Origin of the sequence: Nocardia jiangxiensis NBRC 101359 (assembly GCF_000308615.1) — a bacterium.
GTDB lineage: Bacteria > Actinomycetota > Actinomycetes > Mycobacteriales > Mycobacteriaceae > Nocardia > Nocardia jiangxiensis.
This window is the reverse complement of the sequence record NZ_BAGB01000012.1, coordinates 126,623-142,585: the sequence shown is the minus strand read 5'-3', so window position 1 is coordinate 142,585 and position 15,963 is coordinate 126,623. Positions and strand designations below refer to the sequence as shown.

The 15,963-nt window shown below is 65.3% G+C and carries 16 protein-coding genes; 4 read left to right on the top strand and 12 right to left on the bottom strand.

Features of this window, described 5'->3' with window-relative positions:
* From rpsE to rplN, 9 genes are all read right to left on the bottom strand, one after another.
* Positions 1-648: a 30S ribosomal protein S5 gene (gene rpsE, locus ON40_RS03945; RefSeq protein WP_040818518.1), complete on the bottom strand. Its 648-nt coding sequence runs from the start codon at positions 646-648 to the stop codon at positions 1-3.
* 49 nt (positions 649-697) lie between these two features.
* Positions 698-1,111, bottom strand: coding sequence for a 50S ribosomal protein L18 (gene rplR / locus ON40_RS03940; protein WP_040818515.1), 414 nt, complete (start codon positions 1,109-1,111; stop codon positions 698-700).
* Positions 1,112-1,114: 3 nt separating this feature from the next.
* Entirely contained in the window at positions 1,115-1,654 is a 540-nt protein-coding gene (rplF, locus tag ON40_RS03935; protein WP_040818513.1) for a 50S ribosomal protein L6, read from the bottom strand.
* 14 nt (positions 1,655-1,668) lie between these two features.
* A complete protein-coding gene (gene rpsH / locus ON40_RS03930) occupies positions 1,669-2,028 on the bottom strand; it encodes a 30S ribosomal protein S8 (protein WP_245567661.1) in 360 nt (119 codons plus the stop codon).
* Positions 1,940-4,264, bottom strand: a complete 2,325-nt coding sequence (locus tag ON40_RS54315; RefSeq protein ID WP_281032996.1) for a serine/threonine-protein kinase — start codon at positions 4,262-4,264, stop codon at positions 1,940-1,942. Before ON40_RS54315 ends, rpsH begins: the two co-directional genes overlap by 89 nt.
* A gap of 204 nt (positions 4,265-4,468) precedes the next feature.
* A complete protein-coding gene (locus ON40_RS03920) occupies positions 4,469-4,654 on the bottom strand; it encodes a type Z 30S ribosomal protein S14 (protein WP_040818507.1) in 186 nt (61 codons plus the stop codon).
* A 4-nt stretch (positions 4,655-4,658) separates the two neighbouring features.
* Positions 4,659-5,225 (bottom strand): 50S ribosomal protein L5, encoded by a 567-nt coding sequence (rplE, locus tag ON40_RS03915; protein WP_040818505.1) that lies wholly within the window; start codon positions 5,223-5,225, stop codon positions 4,659-4,661.
* A complete protein-coding gene (gene rplX / locus ON40_RS03910; protein WP_040818503.1) occupies positions 5,225-5,539 on the bottom strand; it encodes a 50S ribosomal protein L24 in 315 nt (104 codons plus the stop codon). Before rplX ends, rplE begins: the two co-directional genes overlap by 1 nt.
* A gap of 1 nt (position 5,540) precedes the next feature.
* A complete protein-coding gene (gene rplN, locus ON40_RS03905) occupies positions 5,541-5,909 on the bottom strand; it encodes a 50S ribosomal protein L14 (protein ID WP_040818501.1) in 369 nt (122 codons plus the stop codon).
* 321 nt (positions 5,910-6,230) lie between these two features.
* Between rplN and ON40_RS03900 the strand changes: the two genes are divergently transcribed.
* The gene (locus ON40_RS03900; RefSeq protein WP_051192656.1) at positions 6,231-8,264 is read left to right on the top strand and encodes a M13 family metallopeptidase; all 2,034 of its coding nucleotides are present in this window, start codon (positions 6,231-6,233) and stop codon (positions 8,262-8,264) included.
* 95 nt (positions 8,265-8,359) lie between these two features.
* On the top strand, positions 8,360-8,755 hold the full coding sequence (locus tag ON40_RS03895) for a hypothetical protein (protein WP_083895384.1): 396 nt from the start codon (positions 8,360-8,362) through the stop codon (positions 8,753-8,755).
* 9 nt (positions 8,756-8,764) lie between these two features.
* Here the strand turns inward: ON40_RS03895 and ON40_RS03890 are convergent, their stop codons facing one another.
* The 3 genes from ON40_RS03890 to ON40_RS03880 are packed head-to-tail and all read right to left on the bottom strand — an operon-like array spanning position 8,765 to position 14,655.
* Positions 8,765-9,172, bottom strand: a complete 408-nt coding sequence (locus ON40_RS03890) for a hypothetical protein (protein ID WP_040818499.1) — start codon at positions 9,170-9,172, stop codon at positions 8,765-8,767.
* A gap of 51 nt (positions 9,173-9,223) precedes the next feature.
* Positions 9,224-10,021: an immunity 49 family protein gene (locus ON40_RS03885; RefSeq protein ID WP_218008732.1), complete on the bottom strand. Its 798-nt coding sequence runs from the start codon at positions 10,019-10,021 to the stop codon at positions 9,224-9,226.
* 59 nt (positions 10,022-10,080) lie between these two features.
* A complete protein-coding gene (locus tag ON40_RS03880) occupies positions 10,081-14,655 on the bottom strand; it encodes a WXG100-like domain-containing protein (protein ID WP_040818495.1) in 4,575 nt (1,524 codons plus the stop codon).
* 337 nt (positions 14,656-14,992) lie between these two features.
* Here ON40_RS03880 and ON40_RS03875 point away from each other — a divergent pair, with 337 nt between their 5' ends.
* Positions 14,993-15,301, top strand: a complete 309-nt coding sequence (locus ON40_RS03875) for a WXG100 family type VII secretion target (protein WP_040818492.1) — start codon at positions 14,993-14,995, stop codon at positions 15,299-15,301.
* A gap of 5 nt (positions 15,302-15,306) precedes the next feature.
* The gene (locus ON40_RS03870; protein WP_063712933.1) at positions 15,307-15,963 is read left to right on the top strand and encodes a YbaB/EbfC family nucleoid-associated protein; all 657 of its coding nucleotides are present in this window, start codon (positions 15,307-15,309) and stop codon (positions 15,961-15,963) included.

Genomic DNA, 15,963 nt, shown 5'->3' with positions numbered 1-15,963 from the left:
CTAGACTCCCTGTCCGGCACGTGCACGCAGCATGCCCGCGGGAGCGACGTCCTCGATCGGCAGACCGCGGCGCGCGGCAACCTCTTCCGGACGCTGCAGCATCTTCAGGGCCGCAACGGTGGCGTGCACGACGTTGATGGCGTTGTCGCTGCCGAGCGACTTGGCCAGAATGTCGTGGATACCGGCGCATTCCAGCACCGCACGAGCCGCACCACCGGCGATCACACCGGTACCGGGCGAAGCCGGACGCAGCATGACCACACCGGCGGCCGCTTCACCCTGCACCGGATGGGTGATGGTGGAGCCGATCATCGGGACGCGGAAGAAGCCCTTGCGAGCCTCCTCGACGCCCTTCTGGATGGCCGCGGGAACTTCCTTGGCCTTGCCGTAGCCGACGCCTACCAGGCCGTTGCCGTCGCCCACGATCACCAGGGCGGTGAAGCTGAAGCGCCGACCACCCTTGACGACCTTGGAGACACGGTTGATCGCGACTACGCGCTCGAGCTGGTTCTTCTCGGCGGCATTGTCGCGGCCACCGCGATCACCGCGACGGTCACGACCGCCGCCACGTTCCTGACGGCCGCCCTCGGGGCCGCTGTTCTGTCCGGCGGGTCCGTTTCCGCCGTCACGCCGCTGACGTCCCGGCATCAGACGTTCCTTCCGTTCATGGTCATTCCGGTCTGGGGCTGAATCCGCATCAGAACTGCAACCCACCTTCGCGCGCGGCATCGGCCAGGGCGGCGATGCGGCCGTGGTAGTCGTGGCCACCGCGGTCGAACACCGCGGCCTCGACACCGGCGGCCTTGGCGCGGGCGGCGAGCAGCTCGCCGACCTTGCGGCCCTTGGCGGTCTTGTCGCCCTCGATCGCACGCACATCGGCCTCGATCGAGGAGGCGGAGGCGATGGTCTTGCCGGCCGAGTCGTCGACCAGCTGGGCGTGCAGGTGCCGCGAGGAGCGGTTGACGACCAGGCGCGGACGCTCGGTGGTGCCGGCGACCTTCTTGCGCAGCCGGAAGTGACGACGGACCTTGGCGTTGCGCCGACGGGTCGAGGCGTCCTTGCCGAGCGGCTTGCGCGCAGCCTTCTGGGCTTCGGTTTGTGTATTGGCCATGGCTTACTTACCCGTCTTTCCGACCTTGCGGCGAACGACCTCACCGGCGTAGCGGATGCCCTTGCCCTTGTACGGGTCGGGCTTGCGCAGGCCGTGGATCACCGCGGCGATCTGGCCGACCTTCTGCTTGTCGATACCCGACACCGAGAACTTGGTGGGCGATTCCACCGCGAAGGTGATGCCCTCGGGCGCCTCGATCGGAACCGGGTGGCTGTAGCCCAGGGCGAACTCCAGGTTCGAGCCCTTGGCCTGCACGCGGTAACCGACGCCGAAGATTTCCATCTTCTTCTCGTAGCCCTTGGTGACACCCTCGATCATGTTCGAGACCAGGGTGCGGGTCAGGCCGTGCAGGGAGCGGTTGCGACGCTCGTCGTCCGGACGGACGACCTCGAGCTCGCCATTGTCCGCCCGGTTGATGACGATGGGCTCGGCGACGAGGTGCGACAAGGTGCCCTTGGGGCCCTTGACCGCGACGTTCTGACCGTCGATGGTCACCTCGACGCCGGCGGGGACGGTGATCGGCTTCTTACCGATACGCGACATTGTCCTGACCTCCCTTACCAGACGTAGGCGAGGACTTCGCCGCCCACGCCCTGCTGCTTGGCCTGACGGTCGGTCAGCAGGCCGGTCGACGTGGAGATGATGGCCACGCCGAGGCCGCCCAGGACCTTGGGCAGATTGGTGGACTTCGCGTACACACGCAGACCCGGCTTCGACACGCGGCGCACGCCCTGCAGGCTGCGCTCACGGCTGGGGCCGTACTTGAGGTCCACGACGAGGGTCTGGCCCACGTTCGCTTCCTCGGTCCGGTAGTCGGCGATGTAACCCTCACGCTTGAGAATCTCGGCGATGTTCGCCTTGAGCTTCGAGTGCGGAGCCTTCACCTGATCGTGGTACGCCGAGTTGGCGTTGCGCAGACGGGTCAGGAAGTCTGCGATCGGATCTGTCATGGTCATACGTGACCGCTAACCTTTCTCGCCACGGTTCCCATACAGCACCCGCGCACGCGAGTAGTGGGCCTATGACAATTCGGCTGGTCCGGCCGACTATCTGCCGACCGGATGAAGTGCGTGTCCCCGAGCCCTGCGCACACGACAATGCACACAGACCTGCCCAGGCAACTGGACCAGTGTAGACAAGCCTGTTACCAGGACAAAATCGGGGTCCCGGTCGCAGTGACCGGACAGGTCGGGTGATCGGCGTCGGGGCGAGAGCCGGACGTATACCGGTCGACCCGACGGGCCGCATGTCGACGGTGGCGCGGCTGGTTCCGGGGCAGGGCCCGGCTTTATCGCGGGACCAGGTGCCGGTGAAGGAGTCGGCGGAATCCGGGTCGGCGTCGGATCGGGCCAGATTCCAGCGGAACGTCGCGTTGGTATGGGGTTCGTTCGAATCGTTGTAGCAGGGATACGGAGTGTCGTAGACCATGCTCCATGCTCCGCCCGCGTACACGAGCATCGGCACGAAGACCGCACGCGGATCCGTGCGAGGATCCGCGCTCGGATCCGACTGAGTCGTCGCCGCACAACGATCGCCCGTACGCAGGCAGATGGTGTCGTATCGCTGCCGGATCCGGTCCGGCGCAGGAGGATTCGGAACTTCCGGTGTCGAACCATAGGCGATGGTCACCTGGTAGGTCCCGTTCATCGCCGTCGCCGGCGGATCGGCGGGGGCAGGGATGGTCTCGGGTGCGACGACGTGGACGTTCGGCTCGATACCGCCGAGGCGGGACAGCGTCATCCCACTCTCCTGCGCATAGGCACAGGGTCCCCCGACATAGCCCCGGTACGTTCCCGTCCACTGCGCGCCGACCGACCGCAACACCACTCGCTGCCATCCCTGAACCATTTGGGGCGCATGCGTGATCGGGCTGGTGCAATCGTTATCGGGCCAGGGTTCCACCTCTCTGGTGGCCGTCCAGGCGCCATCGCGGTAATCAGCAACGAACTGGGTCGGGGCACTGCCCGGAGCGTCCGGATTCTCGCTGGTGATCGAGGCTACGCACCGGTCGCTGCCGGGCAGGCAGCGCGACCGGACCGACCACACCCGGGTATCGGTGACGGCTTCAACCGGATTCCCGTTCATACTGCGGTGCGTATAGGTGACCCCGTACTTGCCGTCGAAGGCGAGTACGGGCGTGGACCCGTGACTCAACCGCCACACTCCCGCCACCGCCGCCGCGCCGATCAACACCGCGACCGCGGCCACCGTCGCCCGGACGACAGGACGCTTGTTTCCCGGTGCGAATCGTGTGCGCTGCAGTCGATTCGATCGCAGGAAGGGGAGCAAGCGATGCCCGGGCGGTGTCGGTAGCGCCCTGGCCAGGACCGTCGGCGGCGTATCGGCCAGGGCGGTACCGGCCGCGACGGCCAGCTCGCCGGCGGTCGTGTAGCGGTCGTCCGGACTTTTCGCCAGGCCGCGGGCGACGACATGGTCGAACCCGCCCGGCAGGTCGGATCGCCGCGTGCTCGGCGCAGGGGGTTCGGCGGTCAGATGCGCCGCGATCTGTTGTTCCGCACTGTTGCCCGGATAGGGCGGGGTTCCGGTCAGACATTCGCACAACACACAGGTCAGGGCATAGACATCCGATCGGCCGTCGACAACGCCGGTGGTGAATCGCTCCGGAGCCATATAGGCCAGGGTGCCGATCATCGCGCTGGTCCGGGTCAGCCGGGTGTCCTCGGCCGAGCGGCAGATGCCGAAGTCGATCAGATATACGAATCCGCTGTCGTTGACCAGCAGGTTCGACGGTTTGACATCGCGGTGCACCAGACCTTGCGCATGTGCCGCATCCAACGCCGCCGCGGCTTGTGCGATCACCGCGACCGCCGCCTTCGGCTGCATGGCCCCATCGCGTTTCAACAGGGTTCGCAGATCGATGCCGTCTATCAAGCGCATATCGAGGTAGAAGCGGCCATCAATTTCGCCATAGCCGTGGATCGGGATCACATGCGGTTCCCGCAGCCGGGCGGTGTCGTGCGCCTCGCGCCGGAATCGTTCCCGGAAATTGGCATCGGCCGCGAAGTGTTCCGGCAGCACTTTGATAGCCACGAACCGGTCGGTCACGGTGTCGTAGGCCCGCCAAACCTGGCCCATGCCGCCTTCACCGATCAGCTCTTGCAGCTGGTAGCGGCCGAACGCCTTGACGCTCACCGACCACCTCCCGCGCTGATGGGTCGCGTTCGCCGCGAGAAATCCACATCGTGAAACGGTCGCAAACCAATGATATCAAGGCATTTCACGCGTCGCGATCGCTCGCCCGGGGAAATATGCGGAAGCCCTGGCACAGCGCAATGCGCTGTGCCAGGGCTTCCGCTGTGGCCGACTCGAGCCGACGTTTATTGCGTCCGGTAGGAATTACCAGCTGGACTTGTGCACGCCCGGCAGCTCGCCGCGGTGCGCCATTTCGCGCAGGCACACGCGGCACAGGCCGAACTTGCGGTAGACCGCGTGCGGGCGGCCGCAACGCTGGCAACGGGTGTAGGCGCGAACAGCGAACTTCGGCGTGGCCGCGGCCTTGATCTTCAGAGCTTTCTTAGCCATGTGCTCAGTTCTCCTTGAACGGGAAGCCGAGGTGCTTGAGCAGCGCGCGACCCTCGTCGTTGTTGGTCGCGGTGGTCACCACGGTGATGTCCATACCACGGGGCCGATCGATGCTGTCCACGTCGATCTCGTGGAACATCGACTGCTCGCTCAGGCCGAAGGTGTAGTTACCGTGGCCGTCGAACTGCTTGGGCGACAGACCACGGAAGTCCCGGATACGGGGCAGCGCGATGGACACCAGGCGGTCCAGGAACTCCCACATCCGGTCGCCGCGCAGGGTGACCTTCGCGCCGATCGGCATGCCCTCACGCAGCTTGAACTGCGCGATCGACTTGGTGGCCTTGCGGATCTCGGGCTTCTGACCGGTGATCAGCGTCAGGTCGTTGACCGCGCCGTTGATCAGCTTCGCGTCGCGGGCGGCGTCGCCGACACCCATGTTCACCACGACCTTGACCACGCCGGGGATCTGCATGACGTTGGCGAAGCCGAATTCCTTGTTCAGCTCGTCCCGGATCTCCTCGCGGTACCGGACCTTGAGGCGGGGCTGAATCTTGTTCTCGGTGGTGGTCATCAGATGTCCTTCCCGTTGCGACGGGAGATGCGCACCCGCTTGCCGTTCTCGTCGGTGCGGTAGCCCACGCGGGTCGGCTTGCCGTCCGAGTCGACGACCATCACGTTCGAGACGTGGATGGGCGCTTCCTGGGTAACGATGCCGCCGGAGCTGGCGCCACGCTGGTTCGCGGAGTTCGCGACATGCTTCTTGATCCGGTTCACGCCCTCGACCAGGACCTTCTCGGTCGCCGGGTAGGCCTGGATGACCTTGCCCTTGGCGCCCTTGTCCTTACCCGAGACGACGATGACGGTATCGCCCTTGTGCACCTTCATGTCAGAGCACCTCCGGGGCCAGCGAGACGATCTTCATGAACTTCTTCTCACGCAGCTCGCGGCCGACGGGGCCGAAGATGCGGGTGCCGCGCGGATCGTTGTCCGCCTTGATCAGCACCGCGGCGTTCTCGTCGAAACGGATGTACGAGCCATCCGGACGACGGCGCTCCTTGACGGTGCGCACGATGACAGCCTTGACGACCTCACCCTTTTTGACGTTGCCGCCGGGGATGGCGTCCTTCACGGTGGCGACGATGATGTCGCCGATACCGGCATAGCGACGCGACGAACCGCCGAGCACCCGGATGCACAAGATCTCCTTGGCACCCGTGTTGTCGGCGACGCGCAGTCGCGACTCCTGCTGAATCACTTCAGCTCCTCCTAGACCTGGACGAAATGCACGCCGGATTGCCGACCCGACGGGCATGGTCAGTTGCCCCTCAAACGCGCGCCTGCCAGCGGTTATACGAGGATCCGGGGATCAACCACTGTGGGTTCGCGGCCGAAGTGCGGGCACAGCTGTCCCGCAAGCAACCGGATCAGTGTAGCCAAGCCGCAGGTCGGGCCCAAATCCAGGCCACCGCGCGGCCGCGGATCGCGTCGTTCATCCGGCTCTCAGGGGACTCCAGTAGCCTCGGGCCGAACTACGACCAACCACTTTCGCCACACAGCAGTCGGGGAAGGATCTTCCGTGAGTTCGTCGCGTCCTCTGGTTCGTCTGGATCGTCGCTCGTTTCTCGTCGCCCTCGGCGCGGTGCCGGTCGCTGCGGCCCTGGCCTCGTGCAACGGCAACGATTCCGCCTCGAAACCGCCCGCCGGGCCGGATCTGTCGGGCATGGATCGGGCCGTGCGGCCGCAGGACGATCTGTTCCGGCACGTCAACGGCACCTGGTTGCGCACATATCAACTGCCGCCGGACAAGACGAGCTTCGGCACCTTCACCGAGGTGTCGGACCGGGTCGAGGGCCAGCTGAAAGATGTCATCGCCGGGATCGTGGATCCGAAGGACGGCACTCCGGAGCAGCAGATCCGCGATCTGTACGACGCGCGCATGGACGAGGCCACCCTCGACAAGCTCGGCCTGACGCCGCTGTCCGGACTGTTCGCCCAGATCGACGGTGCGGCGACCAAACCCGATCTGGCCAAGGTGATGGGCGCACTGCCGCTGGGCGGGCTGATCGGACTCGGCATCACCGTCGACCAGAAGAATTCCAATGCCTATCTGCCCTCGATCGGCCAGTCCGGCCTGGGCATGAGCGAGCAGTACTACAGCAAACCCCAGTTCGCGCAGTATCTCGCGGCGTATTCGACGCTGCTGGGCAAGCTCGCCGCCGGGGGCGGCCTGCCCGATCCCAACGGGTCGGCGCAGCGCGTGCTCGATCTGGAGAAGCAGATCGCCGCGGCCTTCTGGGACAACGTGCGCACCCGCGACAGCGATGCCACCTACAACCTGAAATCCTGGGACGAGGTCAAGGCCCTGGCTCCCGAATTCGATTGGGAGCCTTGGCTTTCCGGAAGCACCGACCGCCCGAAGGAGCTGTTCGCGAAGATCGTCGTCGCGGAGCCCTCCTTCGTCACCAGCGCCGGGCGGATCTGGGCCGCCACCGATATCGCGATCTGGCGCGACTATCTGAAGCTGGCCCTGCTGCGCAGCTACGCCAAGTACATGACCAAGGCGCTCTCGGATGCCAACTTCGAGTACGTGAAGGTCACCGCGGGCGTCCAGCAGCGGCCCGAACTGTGGAAATCCGCGGTCGGCGTGGTCGACGGCAATCTGGGCGAGGTGCTCGGAAAGCTGTACGTGGCCAAGTACTTTCCCGCCGAGGCCAAGGATCGGGCCAAACAGCTGGTCGACAATCTGCTGGCCGCGTACCGGCAGAATTTCCGCAACTCCAGCTGGATGTCGCCGCCGACGCGTGATGCCGCCATCGCGAAACTGGGCAAGATCACCGTCAAGATCGGCTACCCGGACAAGTGGGTGGACTACTCGAAGGTGAAGGTCACCCGCGGCAAACTCGTCGAATCCCTGCTGGCCATCACGGCTTTCGAGGCCAAGCGTTCGATGAACAAACTCGGCACCCCGGTCGACAAGACCGAATGGGGGATGACCCCGCAGACGGTCAACGCCTACTACGACGTGACCTCCAACTCGATCAATTTCCCCGCCGCGATCCTGCAGGCCCCGTTCTTCGACAAGGACGCCGAAGCGGCCGTCAACTACGGCGCGATCGGCGCGGTCATCGGCCACGAGATCGGCCACGGCTTCGACGATCAGGGCTCCAAGTACGACGGCGACGGCAACCGCAAGGACTGGTGGACCCCGCAGGATCAAGCCGCGTTCGACGCCAAGACCAAACAGCTCATCGCCCAGTACGACGTCCTGGTCCCCGAGGGCCTGCCGCCGACCGATCACGTCAACGGTGCGCTCACGGTCGGTGAGAACCTGGCCGACCTGCGCGGACTGATGATCTCGCTGGCCGCCTTCCGCATCGATCTGAAGACCGACAAGCCGAACTACACCGACATGTTCCTGGCCTGGGGCCGCAACTGGCGTGAGAAGCAGACCACCCAGTACACCGAGTCGCTCCTGGCCAACGACGTCCACTCCCCCAGCGAATTCCGCTGCAACCAGGTCGTCCGCAACCTGCCGGAGTTCTACCAGACCTTCGGCGTCAAAGAGGGCGACAAACTGTTCCTCGCCCAGGACCAGCGGGTGAGCCTCTAGCGTCGTGCACCGGGGCGGAACACGGATCGCGCCGCCCTGCCCCGGTTACGATCGGGACGCAGACTCGAAAATCCTTCGGAGGGGATGGAATTCAGATGAGCGAGCCGACCAGCGATGCGACCGCATCACCCCCGCGCCTGGCCCGCGTCTACGACGGCCGCGACCCGGACGGCCGCCCCATCGCCGACCGCGACCCCATTGATCACGCGCTGACCGAGGCGCTGCTGACCTACCTCGAGTCCGCCCCCGTCATCCTGGCCGCCCGCAGCTTCGACGTCGACGAGTTCGCCCCCGCCGACCGCGACGTCCCGCTGAACTACCGCACCGACGGCACCTGGATCTGGGCCGGCTCGGTCCCGCACTACCTGCGCAAACACGGGCTGGCACCGGAACCGAAGTTGGTGCGCCATATCCAGGCGCGCGATTTTCAACTCGACCCGGTCGACCAGGCCACGAAAGACCTTGCGGTGTCGGTGATCACCGGCTCGTGAAGTCGGCGTCTATCGCGATGGTTTGCGATCGGTCCTGCTCAGTACACCGGTGACCGAGTCGCCCGGGAAGGGTTCGCGCTCGGTGTGCGGCAGCGGGACCTCCGTCAGCTTGCCGTCGAACAACATCCACAGACCGAAGCAGTCGTCCTCCTCGTCACGAACGAGCACCTGGACCGATTGCGGATCCGGCCAGGGAAGCGACTCGAGATGCGGTAGCAGCCCTCTCCAATTGAGCCGGTAGAACTGCGCGACCCACGCATAGCATTCGCTCGACCCCGTACCGGAGCCGGAGAACACCGAATCGTCGACCGGAGTGAAGCATTGCTGCCACTCGCGGTCCGGATCGGGCTCGGTCAGCGGTGCCATCACCTTCTCGGCGTTCCGCGCGAGAACGATCACCTCCGCGAATCTACTCATCACCAGTCACCTTTTCGGCATGAAGGGCCTTGCGGGCCGGAAGTCGGGCGGTCAGACCGGGAATTCGCCGAGCCAACCGCGCTGCACGAGCTGCGTCGGGATATACCCGGATTCGACATCGATCGGGAACTCGCCATCGTATGCGAAACAGGTAATCGCCAACGGGCCCAGTGCAATACGTCCGGCAGTCTTCTTCGCCCGATCCGCGTCGGCCGTCCAGTACCGCTTGTGCAGCTCCAATGCCTCCACCAAGGCGCCGTCGAAGCCTGCCCGGTCCTCGGTGAGGAATCGGTGGAAGAGATTGATCGGCTGATAGACGAGTTGCTCCAGGCGATCCTTCGGCATGAGCGTAGCGACATCGGGATACGACGCCTGGATCGTGGCAGTCAGCTTCTCCGCCACCCCGGGACGACGGAGCCAGTACGCCTGCAAGGTGTCCACCCACAGGTAGACGAACTCATCGGTCTCGCCCTCGGCCTCGCGCAAGCGGTCCACCGGAAAGTCGCAGAGCTGGGTCATCCGTTCCTGATCGCGGCAGACGATCGCCAGCCAGAATGCGTTGAGCCACTGCCCGACGTTGGGGAAGGTCCGCGGCCCGATCGCAGGCAACTGCCGAACCTTGTGATCGATACGGCATTCAACGACGCCTTCGGTGCGGCTGGTGATGGCGAACATCGCCGATCCGACCTGCATGGCTGCAACCACGGATTCCCAGGTCGTCCCCAGTGCCGCACGCGGATCGACGGTGCACTGCGCCTCCATGTACTGCAGTGAATTATCGAAAGCTAAATTGATCGTCTCCGGAAAATCTTCGAGATCATCGATCGTCTCGGCAGCATCTTCCCCCAATGCCGCAGCGTACTGTTCAGCGTTCGGACCTGCCGTCCAATGCGTCTCCACAGTACGTGTCACTTCGACCTCCAGCCGCTGATATCGAATACTTTCATGGCATAGCCTGTATACACACCATTGTTCCGCTGACCTTGCACCAGAATATAGTCGACGTCTCCCCTCTTCAAGGCCCGCTGCAATTCCCTGGCCAGCTGCAACTCGTGCGGATATTCTTCGCCACGGCCTCGCATCTCCCGAAGTATGTCCAGAAAATACTCCGGGCGCCCCTGGGAAACCCGCAGTCCGTCATGGGTCCATCGAGCGCCCAGGTCGGTGTCCACCGTGCTCTTGCACTCTACAACCACGAACTTTCCGTTCGGCAGTCGGTAGACCTGGTCGAACCGATCATTACCGTTGTCCGGCCCCTCCAGATTCTCCACCCGTTCCGCACCCTCGTAGTGGTCCGGAATTGCATGCTCGGCAGCTACCGTCTCACCGAAGGTTTCGGATTTTACCGACATCTCCCTGTGCAATGGCGCATGAGCCTCTTCCGCTTGCCGAACAGCCTCTCGATTCTCGGGCGTATCCTCATTTTTGAGCGCGTGCCGAGCATTCTTCAGCGTGCCCTCCGCCTTGGTGTCCTCCGAAATTGCGTGCTGCCTGTCTCCGGCGCAGGAATTGAGCGTATCCAGCGTCTCCTTGCTGACGCCCTCGGGACCGACCGGGTCGTGAATTTTCGCATAGTCCGGCTGCAACGGAGGCGGCGCGTCGTCCTCGGCAACCCATTTTCCGGATTCCGGATCCTTGACCAGATGCGGAGGGACGTACCCTGTTTCGTCCGGAGTTTCCTTACTGTGGCGGACCGTGTAATTACCGTGATCCTTGTAATACTTCTTGAAGTATTCCGGATCATTGTTCGCCCGCTCGACCTGTTGGCGCATCGCCCGGCGCTGCGGCGTTTCCCCGTCGGGCGCGACGTGGTCGGCGTTGTCACCGTGCCCCTGGTCGTGCTTCGTACCCGGTTCCGCATCGAATTCACCCGACTTCGGCGGACCGTCGTGTTCGGGCCCATCGCCACGAGCCACCGGCCGCCCGCCACCGGAATCATCGCCCGCGGAGGACGAACGGACCGCATGCGCCGAGCCGTCCCCGACACTCGTATCGTCCGAGCCCGACCTCGCGCGCGCTCCCGACTCACCCGCGTTCGCCGCCGAATCGAAGCCGGACTCCGGATGGATCACTCTGATCCGGGGATCGCCGCCCGTCGCCTCCGTCACCGCGTGCGCCCACTCCTCGCTCGGCGCGACGAAGACGCTGTTGTCGGTTTGATACTTGCTGCCGTCCGGCAATTTGTTCCGCAACGTGTTCACCTGGTGTTCCAGATGATCTTCCACGCTCTTCGTCGTTGTCGTCGCATCGAATGTCTCCACCTCGGTCACTCGACCGTCTCGCCAGGTGACCTTGACGAGATCGGCCGTGGTGCCGGTAATGGAATCGGTGCCGTCGATGACCGCCTTCGGCACAGGCGGATTCTTGTCATCCTGGAAGAAGAATCGCGAACCGTTGCCCGTCTTCGGGTCATACAGTTCACCGGCGCGCTCGAGCTGGTTGTTGAAGTACTCGTGCGCCGCACCGGACGCGTCGTTGTCCTGCTTCCCATCGATCTTGTGTGGCACCCCGTTCTCGTCGACGACGACCGGCCGGCCATCTACCGTCTGTTCGGTGAGAGGCTCGTACAGCCGGGCCTCCGACGGTGTGATGGTCTTGGGGTCCTGGGCCCGCATGGTTGCGGGGTCGTGGTGCTGCTCGAGATCGTGTTTGGCACTCTCGGGCGTCCCCGGGACGAACCCGTCCGCACCGGCGGGCGTCGTGGTGCCGTCCGGGTGGGTGGTGTGCCATTCGCCGTCCGGGGGGATGCGGGGGCGAGGGTTGCCGTTGGCGTCCTTGACCGGGGTGCTGCTGTAGACGCGGCCGTGTTCGTCGGACCAGGCCTTCTCGGTGGGGGCGAGGACATCGGTGTCGAGGTGGTTCGCCAGGCGGCTGGCGAAGCCGTTCTCCGATGCGTCGCAGCCGATCATGCGGATGGGCTTTTCGCCGTCCCAGCCGTGCTCGCGCAGCATATCGCCGAATTCCTCGGGCGTGTAACGATGTTCGCCGATGCGGACGTGCCCGTCCGCGGTGACGTGAGCGTCGACGGTGAAGTAATGGTCGTCGGCGGGGACGAGGCCCGCCAACCGACTCAGTTCCGGATCTTTCGCGTGCAGCGAGAGTCCGGCATCGGTCGGCTCGGCGTGATCGCGGAACGCATCCTCGATGCTCGGACGCTCGGTTGGCCCGGCCTCCTCCGGATGCGGCGAGCCGTCCGCGTGATGATCATCGTCTGTCGAATCCCGTCGCGGCTCTTCCCGTTCATAATCTGCGGGACGAGTCACCGGGTCGTCGTGATCGCCGGTGCGGTGTTCCTCCGGGGTCCGGTCGGACGGGTGCGTTCCGTCCTTGCCCGCACGCGGGTCCTCGGGCAGGCCGGCGCGGGAGTGGGGGTCCTCGCCGGGGGGATGTGGAGGGCGGGTTCCGTTGTCGCCGTGGGGATTTTTCTCGTTCGGGTGTGGGGTTTCGTCGTCGCCGCGGGCGCGGGCGCCGACGAGTTCGCGTGGACGGTCGGAGCTTCCGGTGCGATCCGTGCGGCTGGAATCGCCTGCTCTGGAAGGGGATTCGGTCGCACGGGAGGTGGATTCGCCTGCGCGGGTGCCGGGTTCGGCGCCGGTGCTGCGGGCTCGGATCGGGGAGGAGGGTTCGGGTCGGTCGCCGACGCGGCTCGACGGTCGTTCCGGGTCGCCCGGACGAGCGGTGTTGTCGGCCAGACCGGCACGCGTCGACGGTTCCGGCGGTGCGGGAGTTTCGTGGATGGTCGAGATATCGTCCGGGACGACGAATTCCGCGTCATCCGGCGATCGCGACTCGGAGACCGGAACATCCTCGGTGCGAGGAGTTTGCGTGGCCGGATCGTCCAGCGAGGGGCTGAACGGCTTGTCCGCAGACACGGAATCGGTGGTCTGAGAATCCGACACAGGGCGAGTCTCGGACGACTCGCCACTGCCCGCCAACGGACGCTCGGCCGGTGTGGTCGTGGATTCGCTTCGCACCGGGGTGGTTTCGGACTGGGTGGGCCGGTAAGCACTCGACCCGTCCCCGGTCGCCTGCGGACGCGGACTCGAGCCCGGCGCGCGCACACCATCGCCCGCAGAACCTCCCGAACGCGCCGAGACCGGCGACTCCGGCCGCGCGGCATTGTCCGCACGCGGTCCCGCATGATCGATGCCGGAAGTGACATTCGTTCCCTCGGAACGAGATTCGACATTGTGCGACTGAGCCGGATGAGACTCGGCCGCATGCGACTCCGGACGCACCCCATCCGAACCGGTCGAATGAACCTTCGGCCCGCTCTCGGACGACGTCTCGTGCGACGATCGCGAATCGACCGGACGATCGTGCGTGGACGTCGAATGATCCTGTTTCTCAGGGCTTTCCGAACGGTGCTCCGATCCGGCCGGATGTGTCGCATCTGGTTGATCGGTGCTGTGCTGCCCGGGACCGGAATCCTCCGAGGACGGCGAATGATCACTCGTGAGGTTCTCGGTCGGCTCGACGTGTGGCGAACTGCCGTCCTGCCCCTCCGAGGGCACCGAGGGGCGCTCATTGGGCACACCGCCCTCGTCGCTGAGATTCACCCGGGTGTGCGGAGCGGTGCCGTCCTCGATCGGACCGTGGTGTCCGCCCAGCGAACCGTGCGCACCCCAGAATGCTCCGGCGACAAGAGCACTCGGATCCATCTCCCATTTGCCCGTGTACGCCATCTCGGCCAGACCGCTGGCCAGTGTCCCGGTCACACCGCCGGTGATCCCCGACACCAGGCCCTTGAACATCCCGCTGCTCAGGTTCCGCATCCACCCCTGCATGAGGCCACCGGCGAAACCACCGGTCAGGCCACCCGCCAACCCCACCACGGCGGTCTTGCCGACATCGCCCCAGTGGATGCCGTCCTGATGGCCGCTCTGCACCTTGGCTTCCTGATTGGCCAGGTTCACGCCTGCGGGAATGGCCGCGTCCAGCACCAGGTGCAGCAGAAGCCGCTGCCACTGATTCTTCAACGTCGTCAGCAGGACGTCCTTGAGCCCGTTCTCGGCGATGGCCTTCAGCAGCTGCCGCATCGCGAGCCGCGCACCGACCCGGGACAGGGCGATAGTGGCCGCCTGTTCCGCGGGCGCGGTCGGCGGGAAGGCCTCCTCGGCCAGGAGCGCGGCCGCCGTGGTCAGCAGCAGCGTCTCGAACTGGATCTTCCCGCCCTCGATCGAATCACCGGTCGCCTGGGCGCTGTCCCCGACGTGGTTGAACCAGGAGACCAGCTGGTCGATGGATTGCGGTCCCGAGCGCATCGACTGCAGCTGCTTGATCATCGCGTCGCCGCCGGAGCCCTCCGGATACGCCGCCTGAACCGCGCTGATGGCCGCGTCGATATCGCCGTCGATATCCGACAGCGATTTCGCCGCATCGTGCCAGTCGTCGGCGAGGTCCCACATCTTGTCCTCGTCGCCGTCGGGCCAATCCAGCCCCAGCCAGTTGAGCAGGTACTCCAGGCCGGACGGCTTGTCCATCCCGCTACCGCCTATGGCAACCACCCACCCGCGCGGCTACTCCGGTACATCGAATCCCCCTCCCGATGGAGCCTGCGGCCGGCGAGATCGAATCGCACCGCATCCACTCCACACGGCTCATCCAACACCGTCCGAGCCCGGACTTCCCGGTCCGCAGCCTAACAGCACCCGGCATTCGTCACGGTGACATACCGCGTGTGCGATCGCAAGCCCCCAAAACCCTTGGACTATACGGCCTTTCAAATGAGGTTGCCCGCGGTTCGGCGCGACCGCTATCTTTGATTCGGAAACGCTATCTTCGAATGGCATTCGGGTACATCGGTCGGAGGGGCCAGCGATGGGTAAAGTTCAGGTGGATCCGGAACTACTCCGGCAGGCCGCAGCCAAGACGCAGCACGTCAGCGATCGAATCACCAATGCCCTCACCACCTTGCAGTCCAAGGCCGATGGCCTGGGCTCGCCCTGGGGTGATGACGTGTACGGATACAAGTTCGCGGTGGAGAACGGCTATCTGGACGCGCAGAAACAGCTGCACACCATCACCAACGGACTGGCGAACCATTCCGGAAGCCACGCCGACGGTCAGAAGACCTCTTCGAAGTATCTCGACGACACCGATCACGGCAACTCCGACGGCTTCCAATAGCCCGCATGGCCAACGAATTCGCGAAGGCTCAACTGGCGGATGTCCGGGCGGCCTTCCAGGATCAGCTGGCACTGATCGCCGACCTGCAGTTCCGCCGAACTCAACTCACCGCGACGGGCACCGCACGCGGTAAGCGAGTGACGGTGACGGTGAACGCCGACGGCACCGTGATCGAAACCAAGTTCAGCGGCAACGTCTCCGATCTCGGTTATGCCGAGATCGCGCGCGCGGTGACCGCCGCGGCCCAGCAGGCCGCGGCGGAATTGGCCCGCAAGAGCAGCGAACTCATGGAACCGCTGCAGGAAATTCGCGGCCGCTTCCCGAAGGTGCACGAAATCGTCGAGGGTATGGCCGATCTGAGTGCGCAGCGTCCCGTGGCTCCCGAAGTCTCCCTCGCACCGCCGAACTCGCCGGAACGCCGGAGCGCCGAGGACAACCCCTTCGAGAACGCGGAGCACGCCCCCCGGCACAGCGACAAGGGCGTTACCGAATCCGGCTGGTCCCCGGCGAAAAGCCCAGCGGCGCATGCCCAGTCGGCTTCGGCCACCGGGCCTGGCGCGCCGGAGCCGGGGCCCGCCGTCGAGACACCTTCCGCGGGCTTCTCCGAGATGGAGGAGATCGTTCCCGAACAGCGCGGCGGTGTCACCGAATCCGGATGGTGA